The organism is Sellimonas sp. (genome assembly GCF_047234585.1).
In the GTDB taxonomy this organism is placed as follows: Bacteria; Bacillota; Clostridia; order Lachnospirales; family Lachnospiraceae; genus Sellimonas; species Sellimonas caecigallum.
The window spans coordinates 19,044-40,070 of sequence record NZ_JBKSWG010000012.1; the positions used below are offsets into that span (position 1 = coordinate 19,044).

Below are 21,027 nucleotides of genomic sequence, written 5' to 3' on the forward strand. Positions count from 1 at the left end.
GAAAATGTATTTGATGTAAATACAGTGATGCTGATTTTTTGCAGGATTTCTTGCGAAATGATAATTCTAATTGAGGTAGGTTACCCGTGCGGGATCAAAATATCCTCTTGCTGCCGGTGTTTCAGCGGCTTCCCCGATTGCCACGATGGATACAGGGATGCTTTGAGTATGCAGGATTTCTTGCAATTTTTCGACGCGATCCATGGATGGATAGCAGCCGCACCAGCAGGTGCCGTATCCAAGAGCTTTTGCCTGGAGCAGGAGGTTTTCGATAGCAGCGCCGCAATCTTGCGGCCAGTATCCTGCGCAGACGCCTTCCTGCAGATCCGGGCGTCCGCATACGACGATAGCAGCAGATGCGGTGCGTAGCATAGTGGTGTATGGATGTGCTTCGGTAAATTTCTCAAGAATTTCACGGTTTGTCACAACGAAGAATTCCCATGGTCGGGTGTTGCGTGCACTTGGAGCCATCATGGCAGCTTCCAGTATTTTGTGCATGTCTTCATCCGGAATGATGACGCCCTCTTTGTATTTACGGATACTTCTTCTTTCTCTTATGGCATCTGAACAGTTCATAAAAGTCTCTCCCTTCTGACAGAAATAATAGTGAATGATTCTGTAAATAGTATAGCACTTTGGGAAAAAAGATGAGTATCTTTTTATGATAAAAGGAGAATCCTATCTAAGGAGTGTATCATTTATGCAGGAGTCCGCTCAGTCTGTAAGCGGCAAACAGTAAAAGTAACAAGAGGATTACATACCCAAAATGTACATAAAAGAGAACTTGACGAAACACAAAGGACGGCAAAAAGCAGATCAGCAGGATGGCCGTAAGGGAAAGCCATTGTTTCCACCAGTTTCCGTGAAAAGGTTCTTCTTTTTCAAATGAAGTTTTCGTAATGTACCAGACAATCCCCTGGGCAAGTGCGGCGATGAAGAAAAGGCTAAGGAGTGAACCAGCGTATACCGGAAACTCCGGAAGAGAATGCTCAACCTTCCATGCGGAAGAGAAGGAAGTCAAAGCCCAGATAGGAAGAAGCACTAAAAACTCAAGAAGAACTGAGTTTACCATGTTCCATACTTTTTCTTTTCTTGTCAGAGGCGGAAGTTCGGACACGATACTGTCGCAGAATGCCTTGTAGTCAGGACCGATCACATCCTCTGTCCGAAGATTTCTTCGCTCGCCTTCGAGTATCATATTCGTGATATCCTGACGCACAATTTCTACGCGGTATTCGCTGATATCAAAGGACTTGAGATATACGACAATGTCTGTCAATATGGCCTGATTTTCTTTGGATAACTGCTTTTCCAGAAGATTGTTTTCCCGGCGCAGCTCTTTTTCATTTATTTTCATAGCGTTCCCCTCCTAAAGTATCCTGAAGCAGACAGGACACGGCGTTTGATAGCTCGTTGTAACCAGATACAAAATGGTGGAATTCTTCCATACCCTCAGCGGTAAGGGAATAATATTTCCGCTTCGGTCCCATATCGGACTGCCGGTAGGTGGCTGTGATCATCCCGTTTTTTTCCAGCCGCAGAAGAATGGGATAAATGGTTCCTTCGGTAATCTTCCCGAATCCGTACGACCCAAGCTGTTCTGAGATCTCATATCCATATGTTTCTTTCCGGCTGATGATTCCAAGAATGCAGCCTTCCAGTGTCCCTTTTAGCATTTGTGAAGAAATCATAGTGCGGCCTCCGTTTTATATAGTATTTTGCAATACAAAATACCTTTAACTATATTGTAATACAAAATACTAGAAGTGTCAATATGGATAAGTTATAATAATGGAAAGCAGCCAACGAGGAGGAAATTCTTATGAAGGAAAATAAATATGATGATGAGAAATTTTTTCAGAAATACAGTGAAATGAGCCGATCGAGATATGGACTTTCCGGAGCGGGAGAATGGGAACGATTTCGGGAAATGATGCCGGATTTTCAAGGGAAACGAGTCCTTGACCTCGGATGCGGATATGGTTGGCATTGCGCGTATGCGGCTGAGAAAGGCGCAGTATCTGTACTCGGAATCGATCTGTCGGAGAAGATGCTGGAGACAGCGCGCGAGAAGAATGCAGGGGAGATAATAGAGTACAGAAGATGCGCTATGGAAGACCTTGTGTTGGAAGAAGATTCTTTTGACGTGGTGCTGAGTTCTCTAGCTTTTCATTATGTAAAAGATTTCCCGGATCTTGTATCCAGGATCAAAGGGTGGCTTTGTTCAGGAGGAGCATTTGTCTTTTCCGTGGAACATCCGGTGTTTACAGCTTATGGAAATCAGGATTGGTATTACGGACCGGATGGAAGCATCCTGCATTTTCCGGTAGACAATTATTATTACGAAGGGAAAAGAGAGGCCGTATTTCTCGGGGAGAAAGTGACAAAATATCACAGAACGCTGACGACCTATCTGGATACACTCCTTCAAATGGGATTTTCGATAAAACGGGTGGTAGAGCCGGAGCCACCACAGAGAATGATGGAGTGGCCGGGGATGAAAGACGAGATGCGAAGACCGATGATGCTTCTTATATCTGCTGTCAAAGAATAACAGTATCCAGGAAAGTCCCGCCCCGAAGGGCGGGAGAAACAGATACCGTATCGCAAAAACAGACAAATCTGGGAAAAACAGATCACAAAATAGTGAGCAGCTCTTTGAGCGCGTGGATCTCATAGTCCGGCTGAATATCAAAATCCGGTTGGGAAAGTGCTGGATTGAACCAGACCGTCTGGATTCCGGCATTTTTTCCGCCTTTGATATCAGAGCTCAGGCTGTCTCCCACAATGACGCAAGATTCCTTTTGAAAATTTGGGATATGAGAAAAACAGTAATCAAAGTATTCCTTGAACGGTTTGTTGTACCCGATTTCTTCGGAGATAAAGAAATCCCGAAAATATCTGGAAAGCCCCGCGCTTTCGATCCGTCCTTTCTGAACGGCAGAAGTGCCGTTTGTCACGAGATAAAGCTGCCTGGAAGAGCAGAGAGTCTTCAGAATGTCTTCTGCATCGGGAAGAAAGCAGTGCCCTTGGCAAAGATAAGATTCGTAGATTTTTACAGCTTCATGTGGGGAAGCATCTGACCCGATCTCTTCGAAGAGAAGTTTATAGCGGCGAAGTTTTACCTCTTCCCGGGTAAGTTTTCCAAGCTCCAGAAGTTTCCACTGGGCAAGGTTCAGCTCGCTGTAGCGGCGGATCACGGCTTCCGACGGCTCGATGCCGAGTGAGGGAAGCGTGTGAAGAAGGGCGTTTCGTTCCGCCCAGTTAAAATCCAGAAGCGTATTGTCAAGATCGAACAAAATGATATCAAACATGGTACCACTACCTCCAAATAAAATGATCAGCGCCGGTAACGCTGAAAACAGTATAACATGATTTGACTGTGACAGGACAGACAGAAATGAAAGGAGAAATCTGCATGCTAAAGATCAGGAAAATGTATGAGAGTGATGCGGAACAGTTCTGCCGCTCTTTCTTGGAACAAGGATGGCCGCCCAAAATGGAAATCTTTCGGAATTATTATGCGGAACAGGAAAAAGGGGAAAGAGATGTCTTTGTGGCAGAGTATGAGAAGCGCCCTGTAGGCTACATTACTCTTCTTCCGCACACAAAGAGCGGACCGTTTGCAAAGCTTGGATACCCGGAATTGACGGATTTCAATGTTTTGATAGCGTATCAAAAGAGAGGGATAGGGAGCCGTATCATGGATGAAGCGGAGAAAGCGGCCAGCGCCTACGGAGATCATGTCAGCCTGGCAGTCGGCCTTCACAGTGGGTATGGGGCGGCTCAGAGGCTTTATGTGAAAAGGGGTTATATTCCAGATGGAAGCGGTGTTTGGTACAGAAACGAGATATTGAAACCGTACACAACCTGCTGCAATGACGATGATTTGATTTTATATATGAGCAAGAAGATATAAGAAAAGCAGAGGTTATGTTTTCATTTAAGGTTCACAATTCTTTCACAAAATTGTTAGCACTCAATGCTTGACAGCGCTAACAATAAGTGTTATATTACAGATAGAACAAAGGAAGGAACAAAAAAGAAAGGTTCCAAGTACGATGTTCGGAATCGACACTTCGGATTTCTCCGATAGTGCTAATAGAAAAATCAATTTGTCATGATGAAAGGAGATATGACTTATGATGATGCCTAGTATTTTTGGAGAAAACTTATTTGATGACTGGATGGATTTCCCGTTTGAGAAGGACTTTTTTGGAAGTAAAAATCCACTGTACGGAAAGAATGCAAGAAATATGATGAAGACAGATGTAAGAGAAACGGAAAATACGTATGAACTTGATGTTGACCTTCCGGGATTTAAAAAAGATGAGATCAATGCCCAGCTGAAGAACGGATATCTTACCGTTTCCGCAGAAAAAGGTCTCGATAAAGATGAGCAGGATAAAAAAGGAAACTATATTCGCCGTGAACGGTATTCAGGCAGCATGAGCAGAAGCTTTTATATCGGAGAAGGCGTGACGAAAGAAGATATTCATGCAAAATACGAAGATGGTATCCTGAAATTATCCATCCCGAAAAGAGATCATAAAACAGTAGAACAGAACAATCATATCGCTATCGAGGGATAAGTTCACAGACAGAACAGGAATAGAAACAGGCTGCAATTTATTGCCAGAGAAACGACTCTGTGGGAACCGGAAAACGGTTTGCACAGAGTCGTTTTTGCATGGCGAGAACCATGGAAAAAGCTGGACATGAGAAAAGATCTATAGTATAGTAGGGGAATGCCAGAAGCTCAGGATAGCGTGTCCTGTAGCCCGGCTGTTTATTTTATGAACAAGGAGGAAAAGAAGATGGAGAAAAAGCAGAAAAGGATACTTTTGATCGCAGCCTGTGTACTGGTAATCCTTATAGCGGCGGCCGTCATTTTGTACCAGAATTTCCGGCCAAAAGCGGAAAAAGGACAGAAAGAAGTAAGCATTACTGTGATCCATGGAGATAAAAAGGAAACATCATTTGAGTACAAGACAGACGCGGAGTACTTAAGAGAAGTGCTGGAGGAGCATGATCTGGTTAAAGGAACGGAAGGACAGTATGGACTTTTCATTACAGAAGTAGACGGAGAGAAAGCGGACGACAGTAAACAGCAGTGGTGGTGCATTACAAAAGGAGGAGAGCAGGTCAATACATCGGCGGATCAGACACCTGTCTCTGATCAAGATGAATTTGAACTCACGCTGAAGGAAGGATATTAATGAAAGATTCCGCAAAAATCAAAGTCAGGGACTATGCAATTCTGGCTGTATGCGCCGCTGTCTTGCTTGTTGTGCAGGTCGGACTGGCGTTTTTACCGAACATTGAGCTTGTATCTTTGCTTATTATGATCTATGCAAAGAGTTTTGGAAAGAAAGTTTTCTGGATCATCTATGTATTTGTGTTTCTGGAAGGGATTATCTATGGTTTCGGAATCTGGTGGATCAACTACTTGTATGTGTGGAGTATTCTGGCGGGAGTGGTACTTCTTTTAAAAAAGCAGGAGTCAATCTGGATATGGGCTTTGGTAGCTGGATTTTTCGGGCTTTTGTTTGGAGCCTTCTGTGCGATCCCATATTTTTTCGCGGGAGGGATAGGAGCAGGATTTGCCTACTGGGTGTCTGGGATTCCGTATGATATCCTCCATTGTATCGGAAATATCGTCGTCTGCATTGCCCTTTACAGGCCGATTTCCCGGATCCTTCCCAAACTGTACAAAACTGCATAAAGAGAGTTTCTGGAACAATATATATGAAACACCAGGGCCCAAGCTTTTGAAAAAAAGTTTGGCTCTGGTGTTTTTTTAGAACCAATATCTAGTGTTCTGTAGTCTCCCGGCGCAGCAGAACAGGAGTGATGACCTTATGAACAGGTTCGGCCAACGGTGTAGGTCTGCGTTTTTTTCTTTCGTTCATCTGTTCCACCAGCAGACTGACCGCTTCAAAAGCAATTTTATCAATCTGCTGTCCCACGGTACTGATGGACATGACTGCCTCACGGGAGATTGGGGAATCGTCGAAACCGACGATATAATAGTCATCCGGCAGTCTGCCGTATTTTCGTATTAAAAGATTGAGCAGCACATTTGCATTTGTATCGTTGGAGACAAAGATTCCTTTTTTCATGCCGGAATATTCGGCTTCGATTTCATCAAGTATCTCTCCCATATTCTTTTTCATTGTCTCGTACTCAGTTCCGATATCTTTGTATATAATACGCTGGTTCAGGTGTTTTTCTTCACACAGGTCGAGAAATCCTTTGATACGGCCATAAGAAGGGATGGAAGGGGAAGTACGTGTATTCAGATGGATCAGGATATCACAGCCATGTTTGGCGAGCAGGCTGGTAGCCTGGACTCCTCCCATATAGTTATCCGTGTTTACGCTGGATACATATTTGTCTTCCCTCTCGATGGTTACGATGGGAATCGGCAGATCGGCCAGCTCTCTTGAAGGGATCGTAAAACTTAGGATCAGGAGCCCTTCGATTTTATAGGCCAGCAGTTCATCGATATATTGTCTTTCTGTCTCTTTTTCCCCATTTCCGATAAATACGAGAAATTTATAGCCAAACTGTTCGTAGGTCAGCAGGATTTGGGTTAGCATTTCCAAATGGTAATGATTGTGCAGAAATGGGATTACGATGCCGATGAATTCTGTCTTTCCGCTTGCCAGAATACGGGCTACTTTATTTTCTTTGTAGTCAAGATCCACAAGTGCCTGGGCGATGATCTCCTGGTTTTTTAAAGTAAGGGAATCCGGATTGTTAAAATATCTGGAGATCGTCGTCTTGGAAAAATTTGTATATTTGGCTATATCGTCAAAAGTTATATTTTTTTTTCGGTTCATAATGCTCTCCTTTCCCAGAAACGTAAATGTATAGAAGGACGCAATTCCACGCGCCCTGTATTGAGATATGGGTAGCTCTTCATGCCAAGTATAGCAGAAAAAGGAAGAAAGAACAATAAGTAATCGGTAAAGTAACCGGTTATGTATAAAGTGTATAATGGCCTGAATAGAAAATTGTCTATCATTCACAAACTTCCTTGTTTTCCTTGACATACTGTATGTGCAATGCTATGATTGGAACATAAAGTAACCGGTTACTTAACTGGTTACATAAATTGACGAAATGATGGATGTGAGAGAAACGGAGGGAAAGCCAATGAAGAAAAAACTTGTGGCAAGGGTGCTGGCCTCAGCGCTTACAGCTGTGTTGGCAGTGACAACGCTGTCAGGCTGTACGTTTGGTTTCGCCAGCGACCCGGATGATCCAAATGAGGTGGAAGAGGAGATTCCGATTGATACTTCTATTGATACATTTGAGTATGATTCTAGTTTGAAAGGAACAAATATTTCTGTTTTGAATTCCAAAGCAGAGATCCAGACGGCCCTGGAGGAGATGGCCAAGATATTTGAGGAAAAGGCAGGGGTACATGTGGAAATCATGCCGGTAACAGATGGGGATTCTCCTTATACGAAGGTAGTCAGCCTGTACAATTCCGGAACACCGCCGACATTATCGATTTTGGATACAACAGATGTCATCGCTCTGGCCGAAGAAAAAGCGGCAGATTTGTCGAACGAAGCGTGGACAGCGGAAGCGGAAGGTTACCTAACCGAGGTAAATGGACACGTGTACAGTCTCCCTCTCTGCATTGAAGGCAGAGGAATCATTTACAATAAGTCAGCTATCGAGAAGACACTGGGAGAAGAATTTGACCCTTCAGAAATCAAAACACAGGATGATTTTGTGGAGGTGCTTGAGAAGCTGAAGAAGGCCGGAATGGAGAGACCGATTTCTCTTGCAAAGGAAGACTGGTCACTTGGAGCGCACCAGTTACAGTATGTGTACGAAACGTATGACGGAACATCCGCCGGTGCTCAGGAAGTGATCGAGATGATCAAAGACGGCGATCTGGATCTTAAGAGCTACAGCAGAATGAGCGATTTCCTGAACATGTTTGATATTCTCAAAAAATACAATGTGGCACAAAAAGACCCTCTCGGGGCGGACTACGATGAGATGGCCATCGATCTGGCAGATGGAAAAACCGCGTTTTGGTTAAACGGAAACTGGGCATGGCCAAACCTTGAGGAAGGCGGTGCAGAGACAGACGATGAATATGGCTTCCTTCCGTATTTTATGAACAACGATCCAAATGATTTTGCAAACCAGCAGATTCAGGGATCTCCGTCCAAGCAGGTTATGCTGGATGGCCAGGTGGCTTCCGAGAAAGAGCAGGCAGCGGCAAAAGAGTTTCTGAACTGGATCGTATACAGTGAAATCGGACAGCAGATGCTTGTGTATACATGTAATCTGATCCCGCCGTTCCAGAATAACCCATACGAACCGATGGACCCGCTCAGCAGAAATATTTATGAGAAGGTACAAAGCGGAGAGGCATTCAACGCATCAGCGATCGTTCCGAATGACCACTGGTCAGTGCTCGGCGCTGCAATGCAGAAATATCTGGCGGGCCGCAGTGACAGAGATGAACTGATCGAGTCTATCGAAGACTACTGGGCAGAACAGGAATAGGAAAGAAGGGGTAAAATATGAAATCAAGAAACAAAGGGAAAGATTTCTGTATGTTCGGACTGCCGGGAATGTTCTGTTTTTTCGCGGTCGTGATCGTACCGTTTATTTACGGAATATACCTGACATTTACCGACTGGGATGGGGTTTCCAAAGTAAAAAATTTTATCTGGTTTGAGAACTTTAAAGGCGTGATACGTGATAAAGAATTCTGGACATCACTGCTCCTTACTTTCAAATATGTGATCGTGGTAGTGATTCTTGTAAACGTGATCGCATTTGTGATCGCATATTTACTCACAAGAGGAATAAAAGGACAGAATTTCTTCCGGGCAGGATTTTTCACACCAAACCTGATCGGAGGTATCGTACTGGGGTATATCTGGCAGTTCGTGTTCTCCAGAGTATTTGTAAGCATCGGGGAGAGTACCGGGTGGGAAATGTTTGAGGCGTCCTGGCTTTCCGATCCGAACCTGGCGTTTGCAGCCCTGGTCCTTGTGAGCGTATGGCAGCTTTCCGGTTATATGATCCTGATTTATGTGGCAGGATTCATGGGGCTGAGTGAGGATGTAATGGAAGCGGCCAGCATCGACGGAGCGTCGGGATGGGTAAAGATGAAGAGCATTGTCCTTCCGCTTATGATGTCGTCCATCACAATCTGCCTGTTCCTCACATTGTCAAAAGCATTCATGGTTTACGATGTCAACCTTTCATTGACATCAGGAGGACCTTACGGGACAACAGAGATGGCCGCTATGCACGTGTATGAAAAGGCATTTACATCGAGACAGTTTGGCGTAGGACAGGCGGAAGCGTTGATTCTGTTTATTGTAGTAGCATGTATCAGCGGAATTCAGGTATACCTGACAAAGAAACAGGAGGTGGAAGCATAATGAAACAGACGACAATCGGAGGAACAAAGAGAAAAGCGGCAAATGCCCTGGCAATGATCGGCCTGATCATTATATTCATCGCATACATGTTTCCTTTCATCATGGTCGTGATAAACTCTCTCAAACAGAAGAGGGATATTATCAAAAGCCCGTTCTCCTGGCTGTTTACGATCAAAGGGTTGTCCTTTGACAATTTTGTAAAAGCATTTACACAGATGGATTTCCTGAATGCTTTCAAAAACTCTCTGATCGTAACGGTTACTGCGACCGTACTTGTGACGCTTCTGGCGTCAATGCTGGCATATTACATCGTGCGGAACAACAATATCGTTTCCAAGATCACATTTGCGCTGATGGTTGCATCCATGATCATTCCGTTCCAGGCAATCATGATCCCTCTGGTAAGCATCTACGGCGGTACTTTGAACATACTGAACCACAGACTGACGTTGATATTCATGCACACCGGATTTTCCATGGCCATGTCGGTATTCATGTTCCACGGATTCATCAAGGGGAATGTGCCGATTGCGTTGGAGGAAGCAGCTTACATTGATGGATGCACCCATTCACAGACATTTTTCAAGATCGTGCTTCCGCTTTTGAAGCCGATCATTTCAACGATGGTAATCCTCAATTCACTGGCGTTTTGGAATGATTACCTCCTTCCGTCACTTGTGCTGACAGATAAAAAGCTTCTGACTTTGCCGCTTTCTACATATAGTTTCTATGGTACATATTCTGCAGATTACGGAACGATCATGGCAGGACTGCTGTTATGTGTTCTCCCGATTCTCATTTTGTATATCGTCCTTCAGAAACAGATCATCGGCGGTGTTGTTGCAGGTGCAGTGAAATAGAGAAAGAAATGGTAAGAGGGTATAGCTGTGCGTACCCTCTTTTGCCTCATCACAGACAAATATAATGGAGAAATGACAGATATGAAAAAAGACAGAATACATTTAAAAGCACCGGGAAACTGGATCAACGATCCCAACGGTTTTATCTATTATAAAGGATTGTACCACCTTTTCTACCAGTATTTTCCGTATGCCCCGAAGTGGGGAACGATGCATTGGGGGCATGCAGTGAGCCCTGATCTGGTAAACTGGGAACACTGCGGGGTTGCACTTTTCCCTACTCGATACGAAGATCAAAATGGCTGTTTTTCAGGAAGTGCGGTTGAGCATGACGGCAAGATGTATCTTTATTACACCGGAGTACACTATGACGTTGTAAACCCAGAAAATATACACAAAAATCCGAATGACAGATATGAATCCACTCAGCTGATGATTTGTTCGGAAGACGGATTTTCCTTCGACAATTTCAACGGGAAGAGGGTTATTATTCCGCCTTTTTCAGACCGTGAACAGGCGGATCGCACGCACACGCGAGATCCCAAAGTGTGGAGAGGGAAGGATGCCTGGTATATGGTACTGGGAAGCAGGATGAAGGATGACAGAGGGCAGCTTCTCTTTTACAGAAGTATGGATCTGATAGAGTGGAAGCCGGTAAGCCGCGTGACAAAGGAGACGACACTTGGATGGATGTGGGAATGCCCGGATCTGTTCCGGACTGAAGGCGGAGATGTGTTAATGCTTTCTCCTATGGGAGTAGTGAATGATGGGAAAAGGGAGGCAAATCATGCGGTCTGTCTTCCGATAGAATTTGATGAGCACAGCTGTTCTGTGCAGTTTTCAGAGAATTTTCAGTTTGTGGATTATGGACTTGATCTGTATGCACCGCAGAGTACTGTTGATAAAGACGGGCGCCGTGTGATGATAGGATGGATGCGGATGCCGGAAGCTGTGGAGGGCAGATGGCGAGGAATGTTCTGTATCCCACGCGTTGTGGAGAGAAAAGGAGAACACATTTATTTTCGGGTTCATCCAAATGTGGAGAAGGCTTATCAAAAGCAGATCGCTTCCCCGGCGGAAGCCGGAAAAGCAGGGTACAGGCTGAGCCTGGATCTTAAAGCAGGGGAAATGCTCGATATTGGAGGATATAAGATCTGGAGAAAAGGAAAACGTATCATCACAGACCGGACAGCGGTGTTTGCCGCACATGATAGCTGGCGGATGCAGGCCGAGACTCCTGAGATCAGAGAAGGAAACCATTTAGACATCTATGTGGATCAGAATCTGATCGAGATTTATGTAAATAACGGAGAATACGTATTGAGCAGCGTCGTATATGGATTGAGCACAGAAATAAAAGGGAAACCATCGGGCACATGGTGTCTGTATGCGGCAGAAAGCAACATGTGATTCTTGGAGGAAATTATGAGAAAAGATGAGATATTTCAGAGACGGCTGGGACGGCACCATGATGAATTGAGATGGCTTTACATGGAACTGTATGAAAACGGGGATATGTTTGCAGAACTGTGCGATAATCTGTATCAGTTTTACTGCAAACGGAATGCCCGGCTAAGAAAAAGGGATATGCAAAGAGAAAAAAATCCCGACTGGTTCAAGAAAAATGACATGCTGGGAATGATGCTTTACATCGATAACTTTGCCGGAGATTTGAATGGAGTAAAAGGCAAACTTTCTTATCTGGAATCATGCAATGTGAACTGTATCCACCTGATGCCTTTCCTGGACTCTCCAAAAGGTCGTTCCGACGGAGGATATGCGGTGGCGGATTTTCGGAAAGTGAAACCGGATCTTGGGACGATGCAGGATCTTGCATCCCTGGCGGATGCCTGCCATGAGAAAGGTATGAATGTATGTATGGATTTTGTCATGAACCATACGTCGGAAGAACATGAATGGGCTGTACGCGCGAGAAGAGGGGAAAGCGAGTACATGAGCCGATATTTCTTTTATGACAGTGATGAGATACCAAGGAGATACGAGGAGACAGTGCCGCAGGTATTCCCGACTACAGCGCCCGGGAATTTTACATGGCTTCCCGATGCGGGACATTATGTAATGACTACTTTCTACCCGTATCAGTGGGATTTGAACTACAGAAATCCACGGGTATTCAATGAGATGATGTACAACTTCCTTTTCCTGGCAAATCAGGGGATAGATATCATCCGCATCGACGCAGTTCCCTACATATGGAAAGAACTGGGAACCCAGTGCAGGAATCTTCCGAAGGTCCACACGATCGTGCGGATGATGCGCATGATCAGCGAGATCGTATGTCCGAGCGTACTGCTTCTGGGAGAAGTCGTGATGGAACCGGAGAAAGTAGCTCCGTATTTCGGGACAGTGGAGAAACCGGAGTGCCATATGCTTTACAATGTGACGACAATGGCAACGATATGGAATACCGTCGCAACCAAGGACGTGCGTCTTCTCAGGAAACAGATGGATATGGTATATACACTGCCGCGGGAATATACATTCCTGAATTATCTCAGATGTCATGACGACATAGGATGGGGACTGGATTTTTCTTCACTCAAAGAGTGGGAAATGGAAGAAATCCCGCACAAGCGATTTCTGAATGACTATTTTACCGGAAAGATTGAGGGAAGTGTGAGCAGGGGCGAACTGTACAATGATGATCCGGTAACATGTGATGCCAGATTTTGCGGGACAACCGCGTCTATGTCCGGAATTGAGAGTGCCGGATTTGAGAAGGATAAAGAAAAACTTGACGATGCTATTGCCCTGGATCTCATGCTCCACGCATATATTTTTTGCCAGTCCGGGATCCCTATGCTGTACAGCGGAGATGAGATCGGACAGATAAATGACTATAGCTACAAAGAAGACCCGGACAAGGCGGGAGATTCCCGCTACATTCACCGCGGAAAATTTCTGTGGGAATTTGCAAAAAAGCGCAGTGATGAAACGGTTATGCAAGGGAAAGTCTTCCAGGGGCTGAACCGCCTGGAAAAAATCCGAAAGGCGGAGAATGTGTTTGGATCCTCGGCGGAGGTCTACACATACGATGTCCACAATGACGCCGTACTTTGTATCATGCGCAGAACAGAAAAAGATGTGTTTTTCGGAATATTTAACTTTGGCAGCAGAGACGAGACTGCGTGGATGAAAGAAGAGGGAACGTTTGTAGATCTTCTGACAGGAAGGAAGATGACTGTGGAAAATATCACAGTTCCAAAGCACGGATTCTACTGGTTAAGATCAGACAGGTAATCAGGAACGAGCACAGCAAAACTAGATTCAGAAAAAACTCCTTGTATGAAAGTATAAATTGATTTATTATATTTATATCTGAGAATATAGAAAACCAGAAAGGAGAGTATTATGAAAAAGTTGTGTTCAATCCTGCTCGTCATGGCTATGACAGCATCCATGCTGATGGGATGCGGCGGAAAAGGTCAGGACAGCGACAAAGAAGGAAAAAAAGAGACGACAAAACAGGAACAGAAGGCAGACCCGGTGGAGGTAAATGTCATGGCACTGAAAGGGCCGACAGCCATGGGAATGGTCAAATTCATGAATGATTCCGACGAAGGAACACTGGAGGATGACAATACGTATCAATTCCAGATCGCGGCATCGGCAGACGAAGTCACACCGAAGCTTGTGCAGGGAGAGGCAGATATCGCGGCTGTCCCGGCGAACCTGGCATCTGTTCTCTACAATAACACAAAGGGAAAAGTACAGGTGCTTGCAATCAACACCCTCGGTGTACTCTACATCGTGGAAAGTGGCGATACCGTTCAGTCTGCGGCAGATCTGAAAGGAAAAACCATCTATGCAAGCGGCAAAGGCTCCACACCGGAATATGCTCTTTCCTACATTTTAAGCTCTAATGGGATCGATCCGGCATCAGATGTGAAGATCGAATGGAAGAGTGAACATTCTGAGTGCGTGGCTGCTTTGGCAAATGATCCAAATGGCATCGCCATGCTTCCGGAACCTTTCGTTACGACAGCGCAGACAAAGAACCCAAACATTCGCGTGGCTCTGGATCTCACGGAAGAGTGGGATAAGATTCAGGAGGGAAAAGAGGAAAAAAGCGCGCTGCTCACGGGTGTTGTCGTTGCCAGGACAGATTTCGTAAAGGAGAATCCGGAGGCGGTAGAGAGCTTTTTGGATAACTATGAAGAATCTGTGGAATATGTAAATGAAAATACGCAAGAGGCGGCAAAGCTCGTTGGAAAATACGGGATCGTGACAGAAGAAGTCGCAAAGACAGCGCTTCCGAAATGCAATATCACATTTGTTGATGGAGATGATATGAAAGAGCAGCTTTCAGGATACCTTGCTGTTCTTTCCGAACAAAATCCAAAATCCATAGGAGGAGCACTGCCGAAAGATGACTTCTATTACAGCAGATAGAGAGAAAAAACGAAAAATCAGAATATGGGCTGTAGTGGTCTGGCTGCTGATATGGCAGGCAGTCAGTATGTGGATTGGACAGGAGATACTGCTTGTATCTCCTGTTGCTGTATTGCTGAGACTTTTGGAACTGATCCGGACGAAACTGTTCTGGCAGTCCATCGGGTTTTCCGTTATGAGGATCGTCGGAGGATTTCTGCTGGCAATGTTTCTGTCTGTCATAGGTGCCGGACTTTCATCCAGGTTTCGCAGGGTTCAGGAATTTCTCGCACCAGCAGTTCTGGCAGTCAAGGCAGTCCCGGTGGCATCATTTGTCATTCTTGTGCTCATCTGGGTTTCATCGGAAAATCTGTCTGTTGTCATTTCATTTTTGATGGTGTTTCCGATCCTGTACACGAATGTATTGGACGGCATCAAGAGTATGGACGCGAAACTTCTGGAGATGGCGGAAGTATTTGACATCCCGGAAAGTGTCAGGATACGGTATATCTATGTGCAGCAGGTACTGCCTTTTTTCCGTACCGGGTGTTCGGTAGGGCTTGGGCTTTGTTGGAAAGCGGGAATCGCAGCAGAAGTCATCGGCATACCGGACGGATCCATCGGGGAACAGCTTTACGAAGCAAAAGTTTACTTGAATACACCCGACCTTTTTGCGTGGACAGTTGTGATCATCGTCATTAGTCTCGTGTTTGAAAGGCTGTTTCTATGGATAGTAGACAGGCTGGTATATCGGATGGAAAGGATGGAATAGCATGAAGAATGCCATTGAGATCGTAAATCTGACAAAATCCTACGGAGACAACACAGTTTTTTCCGGTCTTACACTGTCTATCCCGAAAGGGAAGACGACGTGCATTATGGCGCCGTCCGGAACAGGGAAGACAACACTTCTTAGAATACTGATGGGTTTGGAGGAGTGTGACAGCGGCAGTGTGACAGGGCTTCAGGATATGAAAAAAAGCGCTGTGTTCCAGGAAGACAGACTCTGTGAGAATCTCAGTGCGTCTGCAAATATACGGCTTGTAAGACGCAAAAGCGTCCACAGGCAGGAGAAAAAGGAACGGGAGGAAGTACGCAAAGCTATGGAGGCTGTGGGACTTTCCGGATGTGAAAATCAGCCGGTGCGGGAGCTTTCCGGAGGCATGAGAAGAAGGGTTGCCCTCCTTCGGGCGCTGTATGCAGAGTGGGATGTGCTCTTTTTGGACGAGCCCTTTAAGGGGCTTGATAAAGAAATGAAAGAGAAGATCATGGAATACACGAAAAAATCCTGTGAAGGAAAGACTGTGCTGTTTGTGACGCATGAGGAGGAGGAAGCACTCAGGATGGGAGAAATCTATCGGTTGGGAGAAAGCCAGTAAAGGAGGAAAAGGATGGTCTATCTGGAAGAATTTACTTTTCCTGATATTGAGCAGGAATACACGTTTTTGATGCAGCTGAAACGAACTTGTTACAATACCGTCTATCCCTTTCAGATCCTGTCAAGCCATCAGCTCAGGTATCTGGAATTTGAACCGGTCACGATCCTTTACGGGGGAAACGGATTCGGGAAATCCACAGCACTCAACGTCATGGCTGAGAAGATTGGGCTGAAGAGGGACACACTCTATAACCGTTCCAGTTTTTTTGAAGACTATACTGCCATGTGTGACTGCGAGATCCGCTCCGGCATACCCGCAGACAGCCGCATCATCACAAGCGACGATGTGTTTGATTACATGCTGCATTTACGAGAGATGAACATGGGGATCGATCGAAAAAGGGAAGCGCTTTTTGACGAATACCTGAATGCAAAGTACTCCCATTTTCAGATGCGCTCACTGGAAGATTATGAGCAGCTCAAAAAAGTAAATATGGCAAGGAGCAAGACCCAGTCTCGCTATGTACGGGAAAATCTGATGGAGAACATAAGAGAACAGTCAAACGGGGAGAGCGCTTTTTTCTACTTTACGGAAAAAATAAAGGATGATGGGCTTTATCTTCTCGACGAGCCGGAAAACAGTCTTGCGCCAAAGCGCCAGCAGGAGCTGGCAGAATTTCTACAGAATTCGGCGAGGTTTTTCGGCTGCCAGTTTGTCATCGCGACTCACTCGCCGTTTCTCCTGGCTATCCGAGGAGCTCGGATCTATGATCTGGATGAAAATCCAGTGGATGTCAAAAGATGGACGGAGCTTCCCAATGTGCGATCCTACTTCGAGTTTTTTGAAAAGTATAAAGATGAATTTACAAGCAGCAGGCAGTGACTTGTCTGCTTTTGTCTGGTATAATAAATAAGGTTATGCCGGGATGACATGACAGAAAACAGCAGAAAAAGAAGGGGGAATACAAAATGGATATGGAGTATGTAAAAGAACAGCTCAAAAATCTTCTCGCCATCGACAGCCCATCCGGGTATACGAAGGAGGCTACGGATTATCTTCTGAAAGAGTTTGAAAAACTTGGATTTCATGCTTACCGTACAGTGAAGGGCGGAGTCATCGCCGAGATTGGCGGAGAAGATGAAAACAATGCAGTTTTCCTGGAAGCGCATGTGGATACGCTTGGAGCTATGGTCACTCAGATCAAAGGAAACGGATGTCTTCAGATCTGCCCGGTAGGTGGGATCGACGCCAACAGCGCAGAAGGAGAGACGGTAAGAATACGGACACGGTCCGGCAAAATGTTTGACGGAACATGTCAGCTTTGCAACGCCTCTGTGCATGTAAACGGAAAATATGCGGACACACCGCGGAAGTATGATGTGATGGAAGTGGTAGTGGATGAGAAAGTATTTACGAAAGAGGAGACGGAGGCGCTTGGTATCGCAGTAGGAGATTTCGTTTGTTTCGAACCGAGAACAGTCATTACCGAGAGCGGATATATCAAGAGTCGGTTTTTGGATGACAAGTTAAGTGCTGCGATACTCCTTGGATATGCAAAGCATATCAGGGAAGACAACGTCGTGCCGGAGAGAAAAATTTACATGCATATGACCGTCTATGAAGAAGTAGGACATGGCGGTTCCGCATCCATTCCGGAAGGCGTGACAGAAGTACTTTCCGTGGATATGGGGTGTGTCGGGGAAGGACTTGCCTGCAGAGAACATCAGGTATCCATCTGTGCAAAAGACAGCAAAGGGCCGTACAACTATGAAGTGGTGTCCAACCTGATCGAAGCGGCAAAACGAGCCGGTGCGGATTATGCGGTAGACGTATATCCACACTACGGGTCTGATGCTGAGGCGGCGCTCACGGCAGGATATGATGTCCGCCATGGGCTGATAGGAGCAGGAGTCTATGCTTCCCACGGATATGAAAGAAGCCATGTGGACGGGGCAAAGAACACACTTCTTCTTTTAAAAGAATATTTGGGATAGGATAAAGCAGTACCGGCATATAAAGGACAGACAGAATCGGCTCCTTTGTATACCGGTACTTTTGTAATTCATGGGAGATTCGTGTAACCTTTTTGGAAGAAAAACGTTTTCTGTATAGATACAGACACTCAGAGGAAAATGCCGAAGATGTCCGATGAGATATCAACGGAGAAGGGAAGGGGAGGCGTTATGAAAAAAGATGAGCTTGAAGAAATCTACAGGCTTTACTACAAAGACATATATCTGTACGCGCTTTCGCTTGCCCGGAACAGGCAGGACGCGGAAGAACTGGCAAGCGATGCGTTTTACAAAGCGCTCCTTTCGTTGGAAACGAAAAGCGGAAGCGTGAAATATTGGCTATTTTCTGTTTGCCGCAATCTTTTTCTTGACCAGATGAGAAGGAGGAAGAGACATCCTTGCGAGGAACTGTCGGATAAACAGACAGATGATCTTGAAGATACATTGGCACATCTGATCCGAGAGGAAGAGGCGAGAAAAATATATTCCTGCATCCAGAAACTGCCGGATGCATACCGGGAGATGATCTTCATGTTTTACTTTGAAGAAATGAGCATCGCACAGATTGCCCGGCTTACCGGAAAAGGGACAGCATCTGTAAAGACAGGACTTTTTCGGGCGAGAAAGAAACTGAAAGAGTGGATGGAGGCAGAAGAGTGAAAGGAGGTATACCATGAATTACGAAGAATTGTTGAAAAAATACAGACAGGGACAGACGACGGAAGAAGAGACGAGAAGGATCGAAGAGGATATCGAGAAATTTGAGGCCATCAGTGTCTATCTGGAGGAAACACTTGAGGAGGAGCGGACAGGACTGGAAATTGAGGAAGCCGATGCGAAAGATATCCGTCGGATCAAAGGGAAAGTGAACCGAAAAGTCTTTTTCTATTCTTTTTCGGGGGCGGCAGTCCTGATCGCAATCATACTTTTGATCAACTTGATATGCAGCCAGATTTTCTACAATCCAAACAAAGGAATCCGGGAGATTTATGGCGGGGACGGACAACTGATGCTTGACCTCTCTGTCTACACCGAGATGCACAATCCGGGATATATTGTAAATCAAGCGCACGCAGAGCCGGACTGGTTCGGAAAATATGGACTTTCTGTTACATGGGGGCGACTCTTTACAGGGGAGGAAGAAAAGGCCTATATCAATCTGGTGCGGGGCAAGGTCAAAGAAAGCGGAAACGTGGAAAGGTCTTTCAAAGGAACATCGATATATCATGCCATTGGGACGAAGCTTGGGATGGTAATATATGAAGGTAAAGACGACACGTCCATGGATCTGGCAAAAGCCGAGCTTCAAAATCAGCAAGAGCATATTGCAGCGCTTCCGGAATCTGCTTACCTGGCGGTCAATATTACATTTCCAGAGGCAAAGACGGTGGAAGAAATGCTGAAATTTGCAGATCAATATCAGGGTGTATCGATCATCTATAACTATGTTGAATCAAAAACAGGAGCACTTCAGATGAACGGATTCGGTTTTGACCGTGCCGGGATCATACCGGATCAGACAGAAGAGATAAATCAGAAATATCCGTATCTTTGGACGTTGGGGGAGGATATGGATTCCGGCGATCGGGCAGAGAAATGGACACTTCACTATGAGTCCATGCTGAAGTACCTGAGTGAGCGGGGCGAATTTATCGATATGATGACAGATGCAGTTTCCGGATGGTCATCTGTCGACTACAAAGAGGAGCTGGAGACAGTAAAAAAAGAAGGGATACATATCGTAGGTATGCAGATCCACGGAAAGAGGCAGGACATACTGGATATTATCGCTTCTGGGGAGATTGACGGTATGGACATACTGGACGTCAAAGTGTCGGAGTATTCCAGATAGCAGCGCGGCAGACCTCTTTCAAAAGAAAATTCTTAAAAAAATGTGAAGGTGCGTTTTTGAAGAAAAATTCATGCTAAAATATACTTGTGAAAAAAGTGCGGCGAAGTGGGATCTCGTCTGCACATGGAAAGAAAAAAAGTATAAGATACATAAGGGGAGGCTGATAGCATGGGACGCATTAAAGATCACAAGAAAAATAATCCCAATCAGATGACAGACTGGCTCGATATAGAGTGGCTCGATGAAGAAGAGCTGGACGAGCAAGATCCAGAATACCATCTCGATACCGAAGATTTTGAGGAGGATGACTGGGATACCGGAGACGGCTGGGAGGATCCGGAAGAAGAAAAGGCAGTGAAAACAAGAGAGCCCAAACAGACATCGCAAAGAAAGACAGAGCGAAGACCAGAAGACAAAAGAAAATCACAGGGGAGAAAGCAGACCGGATCTTCCAGGAGCAGAGCAGCAGGGAAACGGGCAGATTCCGGAAAAAAGAAAAGACCTCCGCAAAAGAATACAGGAGATGAAAAAAAGACAAAAGAAAAGAACCGTTCTTCTGCAGTAAAACCTGTAAAGACAGCGACAAAAGTCGCTGGTACAGCGGGGAGAACAGCGGGAAAAGCGGCAGGAAAAATCGTTTCCATCATTTTGAAATGCGGAAGTTTTGCCGCTATGGTTGTCATTGTTCTCAAAATGTTCCAGGATTTCTGGGCCCAGAGAAATGTGTTGGGAGAACTATGGAGAGTGGCAGCAGATCGAAACTATGCGGAAGCGCTTTATCTTGGTATTGCAGGCGTGCTTTTGCTCTACGGAATCATCTCCGCGCTCTGGATCTTGACAGGGAGAAAAGCAGCAGACGGTGGAAGGATACAAAGCTATGACACGGGAAGAGGACTTACATCATTCATCGTGATCGCAATACTTGCAGCTGTATCTGGGATGGTGCAGCCGATCGTGCCGGAAAGCCCTCAGATGCTGGCCGGAGCGAGCCTAGCCCTTCAAGTAATAGACGGGATGAAAACGATTCTGCTGGGATGCTGTGCAGCAGGGATCGTATTATGTGTCATTCGCAAATTTATCAGGCGATAGATAATAGAAAAAGGG

Annotated in this window: 23 protein-coding genes; 18 read left to right on the plus strand and 5 right to left on the minus strand. The window is 45.4% G+C overall.

Annotation, left to right across the window (positions count from 1 at the left end; translation table 11 throughout):
- Nucleotides 1-66: 66 nt before the first annotated feature.
- The 3 genes from ACLROL_RS06380 to ACLROL_RS06390 form a co-directional block, all read right to left on the minus strand.
- Nucleotides 67-576 carry a nitroreductase family protein gene (locus ACLROL_RS06380; protein ID WP_287449534.1) on the minus strand — a complete coding sequence of 170 codons (510 nt, stop codon included), beginning with the start codon at nucleotides 574-576 and terminating at the stop codon, nucleotides 67-69.
- Nucleotides 577-694: 118 nt separating this feature from the next.
- Nucleotides 695-1,357, minus strand: a complete 663-nt coding sequence (locus ACLROL_RS06385) for a hypothetical protein (protein WP_413067510.1) — start codon at nucleotides 1,355-1,357, stop codon at nucleotides 695-697.
- Nucleotides 1,344-1,691: a PadR family transcriptional regulator gene (locus ACLROL_RS06390; protein WP_413067511.1), complete on the minus strand. Its 348-nt coding sequence runs from the start codon at nucleotides 1,689-1,691 to the stop codon at nucleotides 1,344-1,346. The genes ACLROL_RS06385 and ACLROL_RS06390 overlap by 14 nt, the downstream gene beginning before the upstream one ends.
- Nucleotides 1,692-1,822: 131 nt before the next feature.
- Between ACLROL_RS06390 and ACLROL_RS06395 the strand changes: the two genes are divergently transcribed.
- Nucleotides 1,823-2,554 carry a class I SAM-dependent methyltransferase gene (locus ACLROL_RS06395; protein ID WP_288723415.1) on the plus strand — a complete coding sequence of 244 codons (732 nt, stop codon included), beginning with the start codon at nucleotides 1,823-1,825 and terminating at the stop codon, nucleotides 2,552-2,554.
- Nucleotides 2,555-2,636: 82 nt separating this feature from the next.
- Here ACLROL_RS06395 and ACLROL_RS06400 read toward each other — a convergent pair whose 3' ends face one another.
- Entirely contained in the window at nucleotides 2,637-3,314 is a 678-nt protein-coding gene (locus tag ACLROL_RS06400; protein ID WP_413067512.1) for a YjjG family noncanonical pyrimidine nucleotidase, read from the minus strand.
- 104 nt (nucleotides 3,315-3,418) lie between these two features.
- Here ACLROL_RS06400 and ACLROL_RS06405 point away from each other — a divergent pair, with 104 nt between their 5' ends.
- The 4 genes from ACLROL_RS06405 (at nucleotide 3,419) to ACLROL_RS06420 (ending at nucleotide 5,725) form a co-directional block, all read left to right on the plus strand.
- Complete coding sequence (locus tag ACLROL_RS06405; protein WP_413067513.1) at nucleotides 3,419-3,919, plus strand: GNAT family N-acetyltransferase; 501 nt, start codon at nucleotides 3,419-3,421, stop codon at nucleotides 3,917-3,919.
- A gap of 223 nt (nucleotides 3,920-4,142) precedes the next feature.
- The gene (locus tag ACLROL_RS06410; protein WP_413067514.1) at nucleotides 4,143-4,592 is read left to right on the plus strand and encodes an Hsp20/alpha crystallin family protein; all 450 of its coding nucleotides are present in this window, start codon (nucleotides 4,143-4,145) and stop codon (nucleotides 4,590-4,592) included.
- A 225-nt stretch (nucleotides 4,593-4,817) separates the two neighbouring features.
- Nucleotides 4,818-5,219 carry a DUF4430 domain-containing protein gene (locus ACLROL_RS06415; RefSeq protein WP_087201471.1) on the plus strand — a complete coding sequence of 134 codons (402 nt, stop codon included), beginning with the start codon at nucleotides 4,818-4,820 and terminating at the stop codon, nucleotides 5,217-5,219.
- Nucleotides 5,219-5,725 carry a hypothetical protein gene (locus ACLROL_RS06420; protein WP_087209892.1) on the plus strand — a complete coding sequence of 169 codons (507 nt, stop codon included), beginning with the start codon at nucleotides 5,219-5,221 and terminating at the stop codon, nucleotides 5,723-5,725. The genes ACLROL_RS06415 and ACLROL_RS06420 overlap by 1 nt, the downstream gene beginning before the upstream one ends.
- A gap of 88 nt (nucleotides 5,726-5,813) precedes the next feature.
- Here the strand turns inward: ACLROL_RS06420 and ACLROL_RS06425 are convergent, their stop codons facing one another.
- Entirely contained in the window at nucleotides 5,814-6,845 is a 1,032-nt protein-coding gene (locus ACLROL_RS06425) for a LacI family DNA-binding transcriptional regulator (protein WP_413067515.1), read from the minus strand.
- Between the two features lie 316 nt (nucleotides 6,846-7,161).
- Between ACLROL_RS06425 and ACLROL_RS06430 the strand changes: the two genes are divergently transcribed.
- The 13 genes from ACLROL_RS06430 (at nucleotide 7,162) to ACLROL_RS06490 (ending at nucleotide 21,012) form a co-directional block, all read left to right on the plus strand.
- The gene (locus tag ACLROL_RS06430; protein WP_413067516.1) at nucleotides 7,162-8,538 is read left to right on the plus strand and encodes an ABC transporter substrate-binding protein; all 1,377 of its coding nucleotides are present in this window, start codon (nucleotides 7,162-7,164) and stop codon (nucleotides 8,536-8,538) included.
- Between the two features lie 17 nt (nucleotides 8,539-8,555).
- Nucleotides 8,556-9,428 carry a carbohydrate ABC transporter permease gene (locus tag ACLROL_RS06435; RefSeq protein WP_287449324.1) on the plus strand — a complete coding sequence of 291 codons (873 nt, stop codon included), beginning with the start codon at nucleotides 8,556-8,558 and terminating at the stop codon, nucleotides 9,426-9,428.
- Nucleotides 9,428-10,288: a carbohydrate ABC transporter permease gene (locus ACLROL_RS06440; protein ID WP_087201480.1), complete on the plus strand. Its 861-nt coding sequence runs from the start codon at nucleotides 9,428-9,430 to the stop codon at nucleotides 10,286-10,288. Before ACLROL_RS06435 ends, ACLROL_RS06440 begins: the two co-directional genes overlap by 1 nt.
- 81 nt (nucleotides 10,289-10,369) lie before the next feature.
- Entirely contained in the window at nucleotides 10,370-11,698 is a 1,329-nt protein-coding gene (locus ACLROL_RS06445) for a glycoside hydrolase family 32 protein (protein WP_413067517.1), read from the plus strand.
- A gap of 15 nt (nucleotides 11,699-11,713) precedes the next feature.
- Nucleotides 11,714-13,549 (plus strand): amylosucrase, encoded by a 1,836-nt coding sequence (locus ACLROL_RS06450; RefSeq protein WP_087201482.1) that lies wholly within the window; start codon nucleotides 11,714-11,716, stop codon nucleotides 13,547-13,549.
- A 111-nt stretch (nucleotides 13,550-13,660) separates the two neighbouring features.
- On the plus strand, nucleotides 13,661-14,701 hold the full coding sequence (locus ACLROL_RS06455) for an ABC transporter substrate-binding protein (RefSeq protein ID WP_087201484.1): 1,041 nt from the start codon (nucleotides 13,661-13,663) through the stop codon (nucleotides 14,699-14,701).
- Nucleotides 14,679-15,452: an ABC transporter permease gene (locus tag ACLROL_RS06460; RefSeq protein WP_288723491.1), complete on the plus strand. Its 774-nt coding sequence runs from the start codon at nucleotides 14,679-14,681 to the stop codon at nucleotides 15,450-15,452. The genes ACLROL_RS06455 and ACLROL_RS06460 overlap by 23 nt, the downstream gene beginning before the upstream one ends.
- Nucleotide 15,453: 1 nt before the next feature.
- Entirely contained in the window at nucleotides 15,454-16,059 is a 606-nt protein-coding gene (locus ACLROL_RS06465) for an ATP-binding cassette domain-containing protein (protein WP_087209871.1), read from the plus strand.
- A 12-nt stretch (nucleotides 16,060-16,071) separates the two neighbouring features.
- Nucleotides 16,072-16,941, plus strand: a complete 870-nt coding sequence (locus ACLROL_RS06470; protein ID WP_413067518.1) for an AAA family ATPase — start codon at nucleotides 16,072-16,074, stop codon at nucleotides 16,939-16,941.
- An 86-nt stretch (nucleotides 16,942-17,027) separates the two neighbouring features.
- Nucleotides 17,028-18,053, plus strand: coding sequence for a M42 family metallopeptidase (locus ACLROL_RS06475; RefSeq protein ID WP_087201493.1), 1,026 nt, complete (start codon nucleotides 17,028-17,030; stop codon nucleotides 18,051-18,053).
- Nucleotides 18,054-18,242: 189 nt separating this feature from the next.
- Nucleotides 18,243-18,731, plus strand: coding sequence for an RNA polymerase sigma factor (locus ACLROL_RS06480; RefSeq protein ID WP_158095398.1), 489 nt, complete (start codon nucleotides 18,243-18,245; stop codon nucleotides 18,729-18,731).
- Nucleotides 18,732-18,744: 13 nt separating this feature from the next.
- Nucleotides 18,745-19,923, plus strand: a complete 1,179-nt coding sequence (locus tag ACLROL_RS06485; protein ID WP_087201497.1) for an anti sigma factor C-terminal domain-containing protein — start codon at nucleotides 18,745-18,747, stop codon at nucleotides 19,921-19,923.
- 168 nt (nucleotides 19,924-20,091) lie between these two features.
- A complete protein-coding gene (locus ACLROL_RS06490; protein WP_221919748.1) occupies nucleotides 20,092-21,012 on the plus strand; it encodes a hypothetical protein in 921 nt (306 codons plus the stop codon).
- Nucleotides 21,013-21,027: the final 15 nt, after the last annotated feature.